This is a genomic window from Pedobacter psychrodurus, assembly GCF_004331735.1.
Classification (GTDB): domain Bacteria; phylum Bacteroidota; class Bacteroidia; order Sphingobacteriales; family Sphingobacteriaceae; genus Pedobacter; species Pedobacter psychrodurus.
In genome coordinates this window covers 1-17,099 of record NZ_SJSO01000013.1, presented here as the reverse complement: position 1 = coordinate 17,099, position 17,099 = coordinate 1, and the positions used below count along the sequence as shown (strand labels likewise).

Genomic DNA, 17,099 nt, shown 5'->3' with positions numbered 1-17,099 from the left:
CTTAAATTGAAGATAACAGCACTAACGCTGAAGATTAAAATTAACCAGGGCCCTGATGGTGTAGCCATTGCCCGATGCTACCGAACCGATTTCGCGGATGGCCTCTGATGGGATTACCTGGCTACGGGTCGCATAAAAAACAGGTCCGCCGGAAATAGAGAATGAAAGTTTCGAATGGTTTGGTTCCAGGTTGATCGATGGCCCGATCATCACCTTTGCACCACCTTCTGCTTCATCTTTCTCCCAAAATCCTTCCAAATCCTGCCCCAAAGCTTCGAAACCAAGGTATAAAACATTAGAAACGCGATATTGATAGCCAAAACTGCTAATAAAATCCAATTTATCTCTGGTTTTATCAAAAGCTTTTTCAAAGCGAAGGTTACCCCCTATTCTCCAATTTGTTCGATCAAATGAAGCGGTGATCCTGCTAATCGCTGAGCCAACGTTCGACCAGTCTCTGCTTAAGCCTAAACCAGCACCTAACCTAAAACCGGATATGCCTTTACCGCCCACTAAATCTCTAATCACCTCAGCTTGTTCGGCAGAGGTTACGCCTCCTGAATTGGCAAAACCGATTGCTGCTGTTGCATACAAGGTGAACCTGCTGCCTAAATATCCTTTAACACCAAACTGTTGTCCTAAGCCATCATAACCAAACTGCCCGTTGGTTCTTTCACCATAACTCCCTGAATAGTGGATATTCCAACGGGGATTTTCTGCGGTTAAGGTATTCAGCGAAAACAGAAAGGGCTGAACGGCATCGGTTCCTGTTTTGATATCAGTTTTGGTTTCACCTATTTGCTGGGCGGCACAGTTTAAAACGGCACCGGCAAAAATGAGCATCAAAAATGTCTTTTTCATTGCGATGATTTATCAATTAAAATTTGGTTTCATTTAATAACGGCGATTGACTTGCATTTACCTGATAAGTTAGGATCTTATCATTTTCATTAACCTCTACAATGCGGTAACCTTTATAGGCTGTACCCCAGTTTCCACCAATGTGTGCATCGAAAAAATGCGGCAGTTTATCGGTATAAAAAACGGCATCGAGACTGTGGTCGTGCCCATGGAATACTGCTTTTACATTTGCATAGCTATGCAGCAGCTTAATCGTATCCGGGCATTCTACAAAAGGGCTTTCGGGCACCCAGAAATGAGGGGGAATGTGTAGCACCACGAAAACAGTTTTCAGATTTTTAAACTTATCCAGTTCCTGTTTTAAAAAATCATTGTTGGGGCATAAATAAGTTCCTTTGGTATCAGAAGTGTTGGCCAAAACAAAACCTACTCCATTTTTTTCGAAAGAAAAGTTGTCCTCATATCCAAAAACCGATTTCCAGATCTTTGCATCAGCATGGTCGTGGTTACCCGGGATGGCATAAAAAGGAACTTTAAGTTTATCGTAATATTCTTTTTTTACTTCTGACAATAGTTCCGGGCGATCGTGAACAAGATCTCCATTAATAATCACAAAATTGAGTGGATTTTTATCATGTGATTCATTTAACCACTTTACTATATTTTCGTGATGCAGTTTATATTCTGTTCCGGGTTGGCCATAATGCCCGTCGGATGCAATCGCGAAACGCAGTTTAGGTGCTTTGTCCGATCTGGCGGGGGCTGTGTGTTCTTCAGCAAATGAGGAAAAAACTGGCGAAATACTGGCCACTACAGCAGCGGCCAAACTATTTTTCAGAAAAAATCGTCTGTTAGACATAAGGATAAGATATGTTTTATATCAAAGCCCAATATTAACTTAGTATGGCTTCTTAAACATAAATTTAATGTTATGATTAGGTTAACCGAAGCGTAATTGTGTATCAATTTTATAACAGAAATCATGCGCATATCTTCCTAAGCTTATTCCTCGGTCTGTGTCCTCACAGAACGAAAAGCAAATAATTTCTTCCTATTGAATACTTGATAAAAGCCAACTTGAAGGTCGGTAAGGACACAGACCTTGGATTAGTGATTGAAACTAACGAAACCTGCTTTTCAAAAAATAAAACGTGTTGTTCCATCTTCGACGAGCTACCATTGATAGATTCCAATATAAGGGTCGTCATCTCGACCGGAGCAACGCGTAGCGGAGAGATCTTTGGACTATATTAAAAGATCTCTCCACCACGGTCGAGATGACGATACTTAGAGACCCATTCCTCGGTATGTGTCCTCACAGCACGAAAAAGAATTGGTTTGTAATAAAAAAATTCAATGAATGTTATTTTAAAATCATTCATCTACGGTATCTTACCTTTGGGTCTTCGACAAGCTCAGACTGACAATTAAAAAAGGATCGATTATTTATTTTTAAAAAAAACTCAAGCGCATGTCATCCTGAGCCTGTCGAAGGACTTTCAGCAAACAATGCTATAAAATAACGATGACCTGTTTCACAACCAGATAAGCTGCCAATGCAAACAAGAATATCGCTATCGATTTATTGATAATTAAGCTGCTTAACGTAAACTTCTCCTGAATATAGGTTGCAAAATGAGCATATAGGTAAAGCGCTAGTGTAGAGCCAACGCCAGAGCCCAAACTAAAGATTACTAATGAGAGGTAATCGGTTTCGATCCATTGGTGTAAAATTACATAATTGCCAAAAAACAGCCAAAATGGAATCTGAACAGGATTTAGTATCCCTAAAATTAACCCATATAAAACACTTCCGCTGCGCTTATCTTCTTTGGTATTACTTGTTTTAGGCACTTTTTTTCGATTTTTCCAGGTAATGGTACCCATCACCAAAAACATCACGATCATAAAACAATCGACTAAAGTGCTTAAGCGTACTTCGCTAACGGCCTCGTTTGGATTGATATCGCTCATGGCCCAGCGGGCAAAACGCATCATACCAAAGGTAAAAAACACTTCTACACAAGAGAAGGAAAGAATAAAGTACCAAACCTGCCGCATGCCCTTGTTAATGGCGAGCTGTGCAACGGTAAGATTAATGTTGCCTGGGGGAATATAACCCATGGCATTGAGAATGATGCCTATGAAAAACGTTAGAAAAAGCATTGCCGAAATTATGGATTTAAATTTAAATGCGATGCTAAATATTTTCCGGTGTACGATTTTTCTACCTTCGCTAAATCTTCTGGTATACCTTCAAATACCACCTGACCGCCGCCATCGCCCCCTTCAGGACCGATATCGATTACCCAATCGGCACATTTGATCATATCCATATTATGTTCGATCACCAAAATAGTATTCCCTTGTTCGATCAAAGTATTCAGTGCTTTTAACAGTTTTTTAATATCATGGAAATGCAGACCAGTAGTCGGCTCATCAAAGATAAACAGCGTTTTATTGGCATTATTTCCTTTAATTAAAAATGAAGCGAGTTTAATACGTTGCGCCTCACCACCCGATAAGGTATTAGAAGATTGGCCTAAATGTACATAACCCAAGCCAACATCAACCAATGGATTTAATTTATTGAGGATCTTCTGCTCATCCTTAAAAAATTCTACAGCTTCCTCAATGGTCATATCCAAAATTTCGGATACGTTTTTCTCTTTGTAGGTTACATCTAAAACCTGTTGTTTAAAGCGTTTACTATTACAAGCTTCGCAAGGCAGGTAAATATCAGCCATAAACTGCATTTCGATCTTCACCTCACCCTCACCCTGGCAAACATCGCAACGGCCACCTTCTACATTGAAAGAGAAAGCAGCTGGTTTTAAGCCCGCAGCTTTTGCCGATGCCAGGCCCGAAAACAAGGCACGGATATCATCCCAGGCTTTTACATAAGTAACCGGATTAGAGCGGCTCGAACGGCCAATCGGATTCTGATCGACCATTTCTACAGCGCTTACCAGGTCGTAATTACCAAAAATGCCATCATAAGCCCCAGTTTGCTCACCAGCGTAGTTTCCAATCGCTTTTTGCAATGCCGGATACAGGATTTTTTTAACCAAACTGGTTTTGCCCGATCCTGAAACGCCACTTACTGCAGTAAAAACACCCAGTGGAAACTTCACATCGATATTCTGGAGATTGTTTTCCCTCGCTCCTTTAATCAGGATATGATCTTTCCATTTTCGGCGTTTATCTGGAATGGCAATTTTTTCTATGCCTGCCAGGTAACGACCTGTTAAACTGTTTTTATCTTTTAAAATCTCCTCATAATTACCACTAAAAACCAAATTACCACCATGAGTACCAGCTTCAGGACCAATATCGATGATGTAATCGGCCGCACGCATCATTTCTTCCTCGTGCTCTACCACAATAACCGTATTACCCACATTGCGGAGTGAAATCAACACTTCAATCAGTTTATTGGTATCGCGTGGGTGTAATCCGATGCTCGGTTCGTCCAAAACGTAAATGGAACCCACCAGGCTACTCCCCAATGAAGTTGCCAGATTAATCCTTTGCGATTCTCCACCCGAAAGCGTATTCGATAAACGGTTTAAGGTAAGGTAGCCTAAACCTACATTGTTTAAATAAAGGAAACGGTTATCAATCTCAGCCAATAAACGTTTGGCAATTTTGGTATCGTTGGTGTTTAATTTCAGCTCGTTAAAGAAAACCAGGGCTTTGGCCAATGGCATCAGCACCACATCGATAATCGACTTTTCAGCTATCTTCACATAAGATGCATCTTTACGCAAACGCGAACCTTTACAATCAGGGCAGGTGGTTTTACCACGATAACGTGATAACATTACGCGGTACTGAATTTTGTAGGTCTGCTCTTCCAGTTCTTTAAAAAAAGCATCCAGGCCTGCAAAATATTTATTCCCTGTCCAAAGTAACTGTTGTTCTTTTTCTGTTAAGGCACTGTATGGTCGGTGAATCGGGAATTCGAATTTCGGGGCAGCTTTAATAAAATTCTGCAGCCAAACATTCATTTTTTCGCCACGCCAAGGGGCAATAGCATTATCGTAAACACTTTTGCTCTTATCAGGAATAACCAGATCTTCATCAATGCCGATTACGTTTCCATAACCTTCGCAGCGTTTACAGGCGCCATAAGGGTTGTTGAAAGAGAAAAAGTTCGGCGTAGGTTCTTCGAATTTTATTCCATCCAGTTCAAACCGATCGCTAAAATGTTTCGTTGTACCCTGGGCTTCTACATAACAATCGCCTTTACCTTCAAAAAAAGCAGTCTGTGCCGAATCGGCCAACCTACTTAATGTTTCTTCTTCCTGGTTGGTTACAATACGATCAATCAGGATCTGAACCGTTTTATCATCAGTAAGTTCTGCATCTTTAAAATCAGCATCGTCCAAAACCGCTTCTATTTTTTCTATTTTATCATTGATCAGAACGCGTAAAAATCCTTTCTGTAATAAAATAGCCAGTTCTTCCTTAATCGTACGGTTATTGTGTGGGTACAGCGGGCAAAAAATCGTTACCGTTGTATCCTCCGGCATGGCATTTACATAATCTACCACCGTACTTACCGAATCCTTTTTCACTTCTTTGCCCGAAACAGGAGAAATGGTTTTACCGATACGCGAGAAAAGCAGTTTGAGGTAATCGTAAATTTCGGTAGAAGTACCAACGGTAGAACGAGGGTTAGAAGTAATTACCTTTTGTTCGATGGCAATTGCCGGAGCAATACCTTTAATATAATCAACATCGGGTTTATTCATCCGGCCCATAAACTGGCGGGCATAAGAAGATAAACTTTCTACATATCGGCGTTGCCCCTCTGCATATAAAGTATCGAATGCCAGCGAAGATTTCCCCGAACCAGACATACCTGTTACCACCACAAGCTTGTTTTTTGGAATGGCAACATCGATGTTTTTTAGGTTGTGCACACGGGCACCTTTAATGATAATATTTTTATGCGGATCTTTTTCGGCCTCTTTTTTGCTCATGTATGGTAACGAATATAATGTATAACCCCAGAATGTTGTTAGGGTTTTAAGAACATACAAAAATAGGGTACTGAGATGGTTAATTTATTTTTTAACATTTTATTTTTTGTTTTTTGATAAAAAAATAACTTCCTTTGGATATTAACAACCTCAAAACCAAACTAACACATTCAAAAAACATAGGAGAGAAGCTATAGAAATTAAACATCTACAAATTAATTTTTAGCAAATAGTACGGGATTTAGTGTAGGTAAACCTATGAATTTACAATCATATAATGATCAGGACCTGGTAAAGGTATATATTACCGGGAACGAGAATGGATTGCAGGAACTTTTAAGAAGACATAAAAGTAAAATTTATACCTCTATCTACTTATTGGTAAAAGACCAATATCTGGCGGAGGATATTTTTCAGGATGCTTTTATAAAAGTAATTAACACCCTGCGATCAGGAAGATATAACGAAGAAGGTAAGTTTTTACCTTGGGTAATGCGTATTGCCCATAATTTGGTTATAGATTATTTCAGAAAAGAAAAGAGAACACCAATCATCACCAGTGCTGATGGAATGGATGTATTCAATATGCTACACTTTTATGACGAAAGCGCAGAAGATAAAATGCTTCGCGACCAGACGCATAAAGATTTAAAAGCAATGATCCATTTATTGCCTGATGAGCAGAAAGAAGTGCTCCTCATGCGCCATTACGCTGATTTAAGTTTTAAAGAGATAGCAGATTTAACTGATGTGAGCATTAATACAGCCTTGGGCCGCATGCGTTATGCCCTCAGTAATTTGCGTAAAATGCTTAAAACAAAGGAGATGACCTACAAAGGGTAGTAAAAATGTTACATATTTTTTTTTGAGGCTCGAAATAAAGCATCTGAACTATCGTTAAGTTTATAAAACTTATCACATTTAGTTGCTTATGACAAAAACCTCTACATCAAAAACAAATGTAAATTTACCTACACCTAACATGTTTCAGCCTAAAACTGATATTGAATCGGACGCAGAAATCGACTTATTTTATGATCAAATAAAAGGTAAGTTAGATAGACTGGCTAAAAATCCTCAAGATGAAACCATCAACAAGATTTTAGCTTACAGCAGAACAAAGTAGTAAATCTTTACATGAGCCAAAAAAGCTTGTTCCACAGGGTGGGACAAGCTTTTTTTGTTATGGAAAATGTGAGATGTAAAATGGATGATGTAGGGATTTTGGCAGTAATAATTCATTGGCCATTAGTTCATATTCAATACCTCAGCTTCACATCTGTTAGTGGTATTGGCTATGAGCCATTGACTATCAATGAAACAATCAGCAATGAATCTTCCATTTCCCATCCTACCTCTTCCATCTTACATGTTTCTATAAATGGCCTAATTTTTACAATCCCCTAAAATAAAAAGCCTTAACTTTACATAGTGTAATTTTAACACTAAGCACGCTATGAACAAGAACTTGCTCCCACTTACTTTAGGCGGTTTAGGCATCGGAATAACAGAATTTGTTATGATGGGCTTATTACCCGATATCTCAAAAGATTTAGCAGTAACGATTCCACAAGCCGGACATTTAATCTCCGCTTACGCATTAGGTGTGGTAATCGGCGCTCCATTATTGATTATGATCGCGGGTAAATACCCACCAAAAATGATATTGATTGCTTTGATGATCATGTTTACGGTTTTCAACGCCTTCTCTGCATTTGCCCCTACTTTTAATACCCTGTTCATTGCCCGGTTGCTTTCGGGTTTACCACACGGTGCATTTTTCGGCGTGGGATCGGTAGTGGCCAGCAGAATAGCCGAAAAGGGGAAAGCGGCTCAAGCTGTATCATTAATGTTTATGGGCTTAACCATTGCCAATATTGTTGGCGTACCCTTGGGCACCTTTATTGGTCACAATTTCTCCTGGCGAATCTCTTTTGCCGTTGTCGTATTTGTGGGCCTCGTTACCTTGCTAAGTTTAAAATTATGGTTACCAGCTTTAGAAGCCACCAAAAACCGCGATTTAAAAGCCGAACTAAGTTTCTTCAAAAAAAGAGAAGCATGGATTATCATTTTTATGATTTCGATCGGAACAGGTGGATTATTTACCTGGTACAGTTATATCGCCCCATTAATGACAGATGTTGCAGGCTTTTCGCCAAATGCAGTAACCTATATATTAATGTTAGCTGGTTTAGGAATGTTATGTGGCAATTACATCGGCGGCATACTGGCCGATAAATTTTCGCCTGCAAAAGCATCGGCGGCCCTATTACTAACCATGGTGATTACCTTAACCATTGTACACTTCGTATCGGCAAGTCAGCCATTAGCTTTAATTATGACTTTTGTTACCGGCGCCGTATCTTTTGCGTTGGCTGCTCCAATACAGATGTTAATGATCCAGAGTGCCAAAGGCTCCGAAATGTTGGCCGCTTCGGCAAGTCAGGCCAGTTTCAATATCGGCAATGCCCTGGGTGCTTTCTTTGGCGGCCTTCCCCTGGTATATGGCTTCGATTATACCTCGCCAGCCTATGTTGGTGCCGCAATGGCTTTAGTTGGTTCTATCTTTGCATTTTGGCTGATAAAAAGTAATCAGGGAGTAACCGAACAGGTAAAAGTACCCGCTACTTCTTTTCATTAAAAATATTCGTCATTGCGAACGAAGCGGTGCTTTGTGATGGGGTGAAGCAATCTATAATATTGCAGTTTTTTTTTGGAAAACATAGGTTAGCGAAAGCAAAAATAGTCAGTCCTGCTGTACACTGTAGCCTCGCAGAAAAAGCTCGGGCTGTCGTTCCCATCAGGTTTATAATGAAAGGTCTTGCCGATAATAAAATCCACCGTATTAAAACTAGGTCTATCGTGATTAAAGCCATTTACACCTAATACTCGCGGTTTACTTTATCTTTCAACCTGCCTAGTACCAGTCCAACGGATATCCCATAAAAAGACTGTACATTGTTCAGGTTCGCCGAAAAACCAACGGTAACTGCTGCTGTCCTATCCAAATAAAGGCCGTACGTTATTTCAAGCGGTAACCCGATCGTTTTTTTTCTGATCGTTTCATATACATTATTACTAAAAAGGCATCCGCCAGGCCGATCACAATCGTTATACAGAAATGCACCACGGCTTATCTGATCAACCAATGAAATCCCGGCGCCAAACTTAAAATAATGGCGCCGATTAATTGTATAACTTTTGCCCACTAAAATACCGATATCAGAAATACGAGGCTCTGGCAAACCGCCAAAATAAAAGATCTTGATACGCTCTATCGCTGAAGTTTTAAGTGAGATATAACTATTTTTTTTCTGCAGGTAAAAATCCACATCACCATATAGTCCTCTGTTTCCTCCACCACCCAAACTAAAACCGAGGCCAAAATAGGTTTTCCGCCTTTGATGTAAAGTATCTTGCTGTGCCAAAGCATCTATAAAAAAGAGCATGCAACAGCATATCATTAAATATTTCATAACCTGGTTATATAAAGTTTAAGCTGCTTTTCCCATTTTCTTCAACAATCTTAAATGAGATTTTATTCCACCGAAATAACTCGTGCAATTGGGTGTTATGCCGTTTTCATTTAACATTTCGTACAATATTTTACTGATCTGTGGGTAATATACATGGTGATAATGCGGAAATAAATGATGGGCAATATGATTGTTAAAGCCACCCAAAATAAAGTTCGCCGTTTTACTAAACGGATGCATATCGTTAGAACTTTTGATCTGGTTCATTAACCACGAAGCATTAATATAACCCTGCGCATCTGCCTTCGGATATTGCGTTTCTTCTACATGGTGCGTCATAAAAAACGTAAACAGCAGAAACAGTGATTGACTTAAGTGCATCATCAAAAAACCAAACACGACCACGTACCATGGCTGAGCCGAAAAAAGTATAGGCAATACCCACAACAAACTGATATACATTATTTTCTGAAGCACAAAAGATAGGTAATACTTAAAACCCTTTTTAACGGCATAACCATCATCGCTAAGGAGGATGACAAAATCTTTGATAAAAATCCAGAACAAAGAATAAGTAGTATAAGCCAATGGCGCATATAAATGCTGGTAAGCATGAAACCAATACTGTTTACTATCGGGCACCACGCGGATCAGCTTCGATATTTTAAGGTCTGAGTCATAATCTTCCACATTTGGTGCATAATGATGCGAATTAACATGCCTCAGTTTCCACGCCTCGGCATGCGCCCCAACCAATGTATAAATAGCTACAAAGCAGATGTGGTTAAGCCGCTTGCTTTTAAAAATGGTATTGTGCGAAAAATCGTGCGAAAAGTTAAAGGCAAAGAGCAACGAGATAAAACCATATATTACAAAACAGCCTACGAAACCCATCGGATCGGCAATTTTATACAAGGCTAAATAGGCAAATACCGTGAGCGAGAAATATACCAGAAACTTAGTAGCAATCATTCTCATAAATGCAGATTTATCGATCACCAGTTCCTGCTCCACACGTTTGTATATTGCTTTTAGCAACTGACTATCAGCCGCTACATGAATATGTTTATCCTTCATATCGCATCGGGATTAAGCGTTCACTTCTGCCCATCATTTTCAAAAACCTGAAATGCGAGGCTAACGATTCGCCATACGACATTTCCATATAAGTAAGCTTATGTTTTTTAGCCAGCGCCTTAAAAATTGGAATAATTTTAAGGTAATGCACATGGCAAACATTTGGGAGCAAATGGTGTACGGCATGAGCGTTAAAACCGCCTAGTGTCCAGTTTAAAAATTTACTTTCTGCATGGTAGTCTATAGAAGTAAGCAACTGCAGTTTCGGCCAGCTCATATTTAACTGATTATCTTCATCGGGCACAGGGTGAGCAACATAATCTGATAAGTGTGCAACGCCCAAGACCGATACAAACAACAGGGAAATGATAAAATGGTTCAGCAGGAAAGCCATCAGAATGACCGTCCAACCGAAAGGCAACAGATAAACAGGCAAAACAACCATATAACCTATATACAAGAGTTTATATACTACTAACTTTATGACCTCAGCGCGAGGGATTTCCACTTTAATGGTTCGGCTCGATAAATTGAACAACATCAGGGTTTCCCTAAAAAAGAACCAGTTAATGGAATAAAAGAGATATAGAAATGGTGCATAAATAAACTGATACCGATGGTACCATTGTAAAGGCTGAGATTCGGTCATCCTAAACAGCGGGTTGTTCAGCACATCGATATCACTACCTTCTACATTGGTATATAAATGATGCGATTCATTGTGATTCTTGCCCCATACATAAGCATTATTACCCTGCAGATTAAAACTCAACGAAAACAACAGCTGGTTCCAGAACTTACTTTTAACCGCCACGCCATGGGCAGCATCGTGCGAAACATTAAAAGCAGTTAACAAAACCGAAAAGCCCATCAACAGGTAAAAAGCATAAAATGCAAGTACCGAATGGCTGGTAATCATTAAGGTGTAGAATAGGATATCCAAACCAAAGTATAGGAAGATCTTGAAAAACATCTTTATGTTTCCCGTCTTTTTCATTCCGGTTTGAATAAAATATTGTTCCACTTGCTCGTTCAATTCTTTATAGAATTCGGAGCCTTCATCTTTTATAAATCTTAATTTGTTCATCTTGATATTTCAGGTTTAAATTGTTTACCAAATCTAAAGCACTAAACAATCCTTAATTAACCTTATAGATTACACACAACTTTAAAAATACCCTTAAAGTAAATATTTTAACTCCATTGGAGATTATAAATTATATTTTATAAATTAACATCCTATAACAATTCCAATAGTTATTAAAATATACATCACTCAACTCATAAATTAATCTTTATGGATAATCAGCAAGCATTATTTTTTCAGGCGATTAAATCAGCCCTGCCCGAATACCAAAATCTGGCGCTGAGTGTAGCCGAAGAATTAGGAATAAGTACCAATGAGGCTTATAAGAAAATCAGGGGCGACAGCAACCTTACTTTCCAGCAAATCATCAAACTTTCTGACTGTTTTGACGTCCCATTCCTATACAGCCCGAAACAATCGTTATCCGTTACTTTTAGCTATTTAAGTGTAAATGAAGATTTAGATATGATTAGCTATCTCCGAAACTTATTGGATAACATTAAGGCAATCAGGAATAGTGGCAAAAAACACATCACCATCACAACCGACGATATCCCATTATTTCATTTTTTCAAGTATCCCGAACTCACCAGTTTTAAGCTCTTCTTTTGGGCAAATAGTGCCAATAATCTCGAAATGCCATTCAGCTCCTCCTTCCTATCTGAGGAGATTATTAAAATTTCACAAGAGCTTCACGCTACTTATCTGAAAATACCAAGCACCGAAATATGGTCTAAAGATACCGTAACAGGCACACTCGAACAGATCAGGTATGCATTCGAAGCCGGGCACCTTACTGATACCGAACTGGCCATCAAAATTGTAGAACAGGTAAGGTATTGCCTTACCGATATGAATATGTATGCCATTAGCAGTAAAAAAACCATCGACCCAAGCCATACTTTTAACTGGTACAATTGTGATGTACTGGGAAGCATTGCCTACCTGGTCGATTTTAAAGACCGTATGGCCTGCTACAACAGGTTTAATACATTTAATTATTTAAGAACCGAAGACCAGGCCTATTGCAAACAAACCAAACAATGGATGCAAGGCCTGATTATGAAATCGGTTTCCTTTAGCGGTCAGGGAGAAAAACACCGCAATAAATATCTGTATAACGCCTTTGCTGAATGCGATAAATTGTTGAGGGAGATTACAAACAACTAACTTCTTGCATGTTATGGGCACGACTCATTGGGCATGACAAAAAAAATCGTAACTTTACTAAAAAAGCAAAATGAGTTATACTGACAGACATATTGTTGAAACTTATTCAGGATTATTTGAGGGTCTCAGCTCTTTAAGTAAAATTGAATTAATAGAAAGTCTTTCAAAGTCATTAAAAACCGAAAAGACAACAAAAGACAATAAATTTTACAAATCATTTGGGGCTTTTTCTAAAGAAAAATCAGGCGAGAAAATTATAAAGGACATTAAATCAAGCAGGTTTTTTAGGAGTAAAGAAATCAAATTCTAATAATGCAGTATCTACTTGATACAAGCATCTGTGTTTTCTTTTTGCGAGGGAAATTAAATTTAGACGAGCGCATTCGAGAAAAAGGACGAGAAAATTGTTTCATTTCAGAAATAACAGTTGCAGAACTTCGGTACGGTGCGGAGAATAGCGATAACCCGGCAAAATCACATAAAGCTGTTGACGCATTTGTAAGCGGACTTTCAATTGTACCAATCTATGGTTCAATTAAACGATACGCAAAAGAGAAGGTTAGACTTCGAAAAATAGGCAAACCCATACACGACGAATTCGACCTATTTATTGGCGTCACAGCAATTGAGAATAAACTAACTTTGGTTACAGATAATATAAAGGATTTTGAACGTTTGGACGGTATAAAAATAGAAAATTGGTTTGACCGAAAATAGCATCAGCTTATAACATCAGTTTGACTTGTGGTGACTGACAAAATTCTAATGGATTTTATTGCTAAATTCGACAAATACAAAACCATTAACCAAAATACCCGAGCAAAAAACATTAAATCAATAATTAAGCGTTAAACCTGCGCCAAAACCCATATCGCTATCATAGTGTGCAGAAATACCCATGTATTTAGTGGCAATAAATTTAAGTCCGCCCATAAATTCTTTATCACTGTTTACCATAAAACTTGCCCTTAAGCGCTTAGAAACCGGTATATCTTCCCGCATTAACTGCAAACGAACATTACCATCGTGATACACTTCTGCTTGCGCTATGACCAACATGGGTAAGGTGTAGGCAAGCCCTACACTAAACATACTTCTTTTATCCTTTGTACTTTTTTGGCCAAAAATATTGCTTTCCTGTTCGCCAGCTTCCATTTTCCGATAGCGCCAATCGAAACCCACAAAAGGCATTAACCACTGCATTCTATCTACATATCGGCCAATATGCGTCTCGGTTTCAAAGCCGTGCATTTTATTATAACCTAAGCGCCACTCGGCTCCAATACTCCAACGCGTATTTGCCAACATGGCCATACCGTCGTTTCCGTTGCTGGCAAAATCGTTTTCGGCCATAAAATGGAACATCCTATCATCGGCAAAAAGTTTTCGCTGTGCCAGTTTAGGGTTCGGAATCTCGGGGTTTAGTGGTGAGTTTTCATAACTAAAAATTTTACCCATCCCGCTCATCATGTGGTACAAAATATGGCAGTGAAAAAACCAATCGCCACTTTCTGAAGCGCTAAACTCAATGGTATCACGTTCCATAGGCATGATATCGAGTACATTTTTTAAAGGAGCATAATCACCCTGGCCGTTAATTACCCTAAAATCGTGCCCATGCAAGTGCATAGGATGACGCATCATACTATTGTTATATAAAATGATCCGCAGGTTTTCGCCCTTTTTGATAAGGATTTTATCTTCTTCGGAGATGGTTTTATTATCCAAAGTCCAAACATAACGGTTCATGTTGCCCGTTAACTGAAACTCCATTTGCCGGGTTGAGGCTTTAGGCAAAACCGTTTTTTCAGGCGAGCGCAACATGTCGTAATTTAATGTGGTTAATGGCCCTTTTACGGCTTTAACATCACGCATACTATGGCCTTTGTGTGCATCAGAAACAGCTGTATCTGTCCCAGCATCGTCCAGCTCAGCATACATTACGGTATTCATATCCATTATCTGGTTCTGCATTTTCATGCCTTCCATCTGCACCAGATTGCCGTTCATATCCATCATTTCGTTCATCATTTTCATGCCTTCGAAATATTTCAATTTGGGTAATTTTTGAGCCGGCACTTTCCGCCCACTGCCTAGCCACAGCGAGGCTGATTTGGTACGGTCTTCGGGTGTTACCAAAAACTCGTAGCTTTTATTTTCGGGAATGGTTACCACTACATCATAGGTTTCAGAAACGGCAATAATCAGCCTATCTACTTCTACAGGTGTTACATCGTTACCATCATTGGCCACTACTGTTATTTTACCACCGGCATAAGTGAGCCAAAAATAGGTAGATGCTCCTCCGTTAGCAATGCGCAACCTTACCCTATCACCTGCTTTAAGGTTGTTTGGTACCTGGTATTGATTTTTTCCATTTACTAAAAATGCGTCATAATATACATCACTCACGTCCATAGCGGTCATCCGTTTCAGTTCGTTGGTGAGCTTGGTTTTAAAGTGTCCACTTTTTATGGCCTCAGCATAACTTTGTGTTGTACCTTTTTTTATCGCGAACCAATCATTGGCGTTGTGTAATCGCCGATCAACTTCGTGAGGCATCATATTGGTCCACTCACTTAACACAACAGGTACTGTAGGGATAGCCAGTTCGTCCCTTTTATTCAAAATCATAGCACCGTACATACCAATTTGCTCTTGCAAACCCGAATGGCTATGGTACCAATGGGTACCATTCTGTATAATAGGAAAACGGTAAACATGGGTTTTATTGGGCTCAATAGGCATTTGGGTTAAATACGGAACCCCATCATATTGATTAGGGAGAAATAGCCCATGCCAATGCAATGAAGTTGACTCTTTTAGCCTGTTGTGCACGTGTATTTCTGCTGTATCGCCCTCGGTAAAGGTTAGCGTTGGCATCGGTATTTGCCCATTAACCGCAATGGCTCGTTTAGGTTTTCCGCCAAAAGTTACCGTTGTATCGGCAATGTACAAATCATAGCGAACAAGCCTTGGCAACCTGTTGTTGCTTAAAGTTTCGATAGCACTTGCTTTTTGAGGGGCTTTTTTGGGGGCAGCTGCTTCTACCTCGTTGTGCTGATGTTGGGCAAAAGCAAAATTACTGAGCAAAATACTAAGGCAACAAACTAAAATAAACTTCATTTTTGGCTTATGTTTTATTTAAGTACCTCGGCAACCTTGCCACAAGTTAACATTTTATTACCATAATACGGGTTTTTTATCGCCTCGCCTTCGCTTAACCAATAGTTTTTTTTCATTGGACAATAAGCGTAATAAATGGGTTCCTCGCTAAGTTTTACTGCTTTTACCAAGGCATAAAAATCGGTCGACAGGGAGGCAAAATGACCTCTTTGATGTTCGATATCTTTACTTTCGGCAATGTGTTCGGCATCAAATAATATTTTATCACGCAATACTTTCGAAGCGTTGGTTTTTTCGTTGGCTTTTATGGCGTTAATTAATACAGTAGCCTTGTTGCCCGCTGTGCTTGCATTGCTACTAATTAAGGCATCTTTAACATCGTAGTAAGCCTGCAAAGGGTTAACTGACGCTGCTTTTTCTTGCGCTGACAAACTGCCAGCCACAATTAGCGCGAGGATATTGATTGTCAATAATTTAAATAACGTTTTCATTTTGTGTTTAAGTTAAATTGTTACCAAAGTATTTCCTGATACCAGTTAGCGAGCTGCATTTTTAATTTGCTTTGCAACCAGAGCAGGGTTTTATTGTTAAACAAAGCTAGCGGTATGGCCTTTCCGGATGTTACACTTTTACCGAAAATGTTTATATAATTATCGCTTTTACAGTCGGGCCACGGTTTTGGCGTTAAGCGGTTGGCGTGGATTGAGCGATTTAACAATTAGCCTTTTATAAGTAAGGTCCTTCGACTAAGCTTTAATTGACGTTATTTTGCAATTACTTACTAATAAGATATTTGCGACATTATACATTTCCATCCAGCTAGGCCACAGCACCATATCCCCGTTCCACTTAAATCCGGCCTAACAAATTTTTCGGATTCTGCTGACCCCGCCACACCACTGACCTCTAAAGAAAAATTTTCAGCCGGCATTTTTTGTTTCTTTTTGATGCCAAAAAGAAAAAGGCCTGACCGGCTAGAACAAATAGAACACCCCGTCCTGCGGACACCCCTCTAAAAGAGCTAATCTTTACACACATTTATTTATAGAAAACATATTATAACGATCTGATTATCAATTATTTGTGGTTTATTTTTTGTATCTTTAATGATGTTAGATCATTGTTATTCAGGTGTTTATAAAGGTTTTTTATCAGATAGTCGTATTGCAGTTAGATTAGAAAATTGTTTGTCAGATTTATTATCTTCGGGAACAGCAGTCATCAATCGGTTAGCTCCAACCCATTCCTTAAAAGCTGCCTTCTATCGTATGCTATCGAACAAGCGATTGGAACATGATGATATTCTTGAAGGTG

The 17,099-nt window shown here is 39.2% G+C and carries 16 protein-coding genes; 7 read left to right on the top strand and 9 right to left on the bottom strand.

All coding sequences use genetic code 11. The features are described 5' to 3' along the window. Positions 1-21: 21 nt before the first annotated feature. The 4 genes from EZ456_RS15530 to uvrA form a co-directional block, all read right to left on the bottom strand. Positions 22-861 carry a hypothetical protein gene (locus EZ456_RS15530; protein WP_131531653.1) on the bottom strand — a complete coding sequence of 280 codons (840 nt, stop codon included), beginning with the start codon at positions 859-861 and terminating at the stop codon, positions 22-24. A 16-nt stretch (positions 862-877) separates the two neighbouring features. After that, positions 878-1,720 carry a metallophosphoesterase family protein gene (locus tag EZ456_RS15525; protein ID WP_131531651.1) on the bottom strand — a complete coding sequence of 281 codons (843 nt, stop codon included), beginning with the start codon at positions 1,718-1,720 and terminating at the stop codon, positions 878-880. Between the two features lie 653 nt (positions 1,721-2,373). Next, a complete protein-coding gene (locus tag EZ456_RS15520; protein ID WP_131531649.1) occupies positions 2,374-3,027 on the bottom strand; it encodes a LysE family transporter in 654 nt (217 codons plus the stop codon). 8 nt (positions 3,028-3,035) lie between these two features. Then, positions 3,036-5,849 carry an excinuclease ABC subunit UvrA gene (gene uvrA, locus EZ456_RS15515; RefSeq protein WP_131531647.1) on the bottom strand — a complete coding sequence of 938 codons (2,814 nt, stop codon included), beginning with the start codon at positions 5,847-5,849 and terminating at the stop codon, positions 3,036-3,038. 258 nt (positions 5,850-6,107) lie between these two features. Between uvrA and EZ456_RS15510 the strand changes: the two genes are divergently transcribed. The 3 genes from EZ456_RS15510 (at position 6,108) to EZ456_RS15500 (ending at position 8,490) form a co-directional block, all read left to right on the top strand. Beyond that, entirely contained in the window at positions 6,108-6,692 is a 585-nt protein-coding gene (locus EZ456_RS15510; protein ID WP_057933765.1) for an RNA polymerase sigma factor, read from the top strand. Positions 6,693-6,780: 88 nt separating this feature from the next. Continuing rightward, positions 6,781-6,975 (top strand): hypothetical protein, encoded by a 195-nt coding sequence (locus EZ456_RS15505; protein WP_086544764.1) that lies wholly within the window; start codon positions 6,781-6,783, stop codon positions 6,973-6,975. A 330-nt stretch (positions 6,976-7,305) separates the two neighbouring features. After that, positions 7,306-8,490, top strand: coding sequence for an MFS transporter (locus tag EZ456_RS15500; protein WP_131531645.1), 1,185 nt, complete (start codon positions 7,306-7,308; stop codon positions 8,488-8,490). A gap of 241 nt (positions 8,491-8,731) precedes the next feature. On the opposite strand, the gene EZ456_RS15495 is transcribed toward EZ456_RS15500, so the two are convergent. From EZ456_RS15495 to EZ456_RS15485, 3 genes are read right to left on the bottom strand one after another with little or no spacing between them, the layout of a single operon-like run. Further along, a complete protein-coding gene (locus EZ456_RS15495; RefSeq protein ID WP_131531643.1) occupies positions 8,732-9,325 on the bottom strand; it encodes a hypothetical protein in 594 nt (197 codons plus the stop codon). Positions 9,326-9,343: 18 nt separating this feature from the next. Continuing rightward, positions 9,344-10,402 carry a fatty acid desaturase family protein gene (locus EZ456_RS15490; RefSeq protein ID WP_131531641.1) on the bottom strand — a complete coding sequence of 353 codons (1,059 nt, stop codon included), beginning with the start codon at positions 10,400-10,402 and terminating at the stop codon, positions 9,344-9,346. Continuing rightward, the gene (locus EZ456_RS15485) at positions 10,392-11,489 is read right to left on the bottom strand and encodes a fatty acid desaturase family protein (RefSeq protein WP_131531639.1); all 1,098 of its coding nucleotides are present in this window, start codon (positions 11,487-11,489) and stop codon (positions 10,392-10,394) included. Before EZ456_RS15485 ends, EZ456_RS15490 begins: the two co-directional genes overlap by 11 nt. A gap of 210 nt (positions 11,490-11,699) precedes the next feature. Between EZ456_RS15485 and EZ456_RS15480 the strand changes: the two genes are divergently transcribed. From EZ456_RS15480 to EZ456_RS15470, 3 genes are all read left to right on the top strand, one after another. Beyond that, the gene (locus EZ456_RS15480; RefSeq protein WP_131531637.1) at positions 11,700-12,659 is read left to right on the top strand and encodes a hypothetical protein; all 960 of its coding nucleotides are present in this window, start codon (positions 11,700-11,702) and stop codon (positions 12,657-12,659) included. A 70-nt stretch (positions 12,660-12,729) separates the two neighbouring features. Then, positions 12,730-12,969, top strand: coding sequence for a hypothetical protein (locus EZ456_RS15475; protein ID WP_131531635.1), 240 nt, complete (start codon positions 12,730-12,732; stop codon positions 12,967-12,969). A 2-nt stretch (positions 12,970-12,971) separates the two neighbouring features. Beyond that, a complete protein-coding gene (locus EZ456_RS15470; protein WP_131531633.1) occupies positions 12,972-13,376 on the top strand; it encodes a type II toxin-antitoxin system VapC family toxin in 405 nt (134 codons plus the stop codon). A 117-nt stretch (positions 13,377-13,493) separates the two neighbouring features. Here EZ456_RS15470 and EZ456_RS15465 read toward each other — a convergent pair whose 3' ends face one another. Next, a complete protein-coding gene (locus tag EZ456_RS15465) occupies positions 13,494-15,785 on the bottom strand; it encodes a multicopper oxidase family protein (protein WP_131531631.1) in 2,292 nt (763 codons plus the stop codon). 14 nt (positions 15,786-15,799) lie between these two features. Beyond that, positions 15,800-16,276, bottom strand: a complete 477-nt coding sequence (locus EZ456_RS15460) for a DUF3347 domain-containing protein (protein ID WP_131531628.1) — start codon at positions 16,274-16,276, stop codon at positions 15,800-15,802. Positions 16,277-16,891: 615 nt separating this feature from the next. On the opposite strand from EZ456_RS15460, the gene EZ456_RS25360 reads away from it, so the two are divergent. Further along, positions 16,892-17,099 (top strand): hypothetical protein (locus EZ456_RS25360; protein ID WP_205945114.1); only part of this gene is annotated, 208 nt, incomplete at its 3' end.

Coding starts and splice junctions, on each gene's coding strand:
- EZ456_RS15530 (WP_131531653.1), bottom strand. CDS start 861: ATGAAAAAGACATTTTTGATGCTCATTTTTGCCGGTGCCGTTTTAAAC.
- EZ456_RS15505 (WP_086544764.1), top strand. CDS start 6,781: ATGACAAAAACCTCTACATCAAAAACAAATGTAAATTTACCTACACCT.
- EZ456_RS15475 (WP_131531635.1), top strand. CDS start 12,730: ATGAGTTATACTGACAGACATATTGTTGAAACTTATTCAGGATTATTT.
- EZ456_RS15460 (WP_131531628.1), bottom strand. CDS start 16,276: ATGAAAACGTTATTTAAATTATTGACAATCAATATCCTCGCGCTAATT.
- EZ456_RS15495 (WP_131531643.1), bottom strand. CDS start 9,325: ATGAAATATTTAATGATATGCTGTTGCATGCTCTTTTTTATAGATGCT.
- EZ456_RS15485 (WP_131531639.1), bottom strand. CDS start 11,489: ATGAACAAATTAAGATTTATAAAAGATGAAGGCTCCGAATTCTATAAA.
- EZ456_RS15510 (WP_057933765.1), top strand. CDS start 6,108: ATGAATTTACAATCATATAATGATCAGGACCTGGTAAAGGTATATATT.
- uvrA (WP_131531647.1), bottom strand. CDS start 5,849: ATGAGCAAAAAAGAGGCCGAAAAAGATCCGCATAAAAATATTATCATT.
- EZ456_RS15500 (WP_131531645.1), top strand. CDS start 7,306: ATGAACAAGAACTTGCTCCCACTTACTTTAGGCGGTTTAGGCATCGGA.
- EZ456_RS15480 (WP_131531637.1), top strand. CDS start 11,700: ATGGATAATCAGCAAGCATTATTTTTTCAGGCGATTAAATCAGCCCTG.
- EZ456_RS15465 (WP_131531631.1), bottom strand. CDS start 15,785: ATGAAGTTTATTTTAGTTTGTTGCCTTAGTATTTTGCTCAGTAATTTT.
- EZ456_RS15520 (WP_131531649.1), bottom strand. CDS start 3,027: ATGCTTTTTCTAACGTTTTTCATAGGCATCATTCTCAATGCCATGGGT.
- EZ456_RS15470 (WP_131531633.1), top strand. CDS start 12,972: ATGCAGTATCTACTTGATACAAGCATCTGTGTTTTCTTTTTGCGAGGG.
- EZ456_RS15525 (WP_131531651.1), bottom strand. CDS start 1,720: ATGTCTAACAGACGATTTTTTCTGAAAAATAGTTTGGCCGCTGCTGTA.
- EZ456_RS15490 (WP_131531641.1), bottom strand. CDS start 10,402: ATGAAGGATAAACATATTCATGTAGCGGCTGATAGTCAGTTGCTAAAA.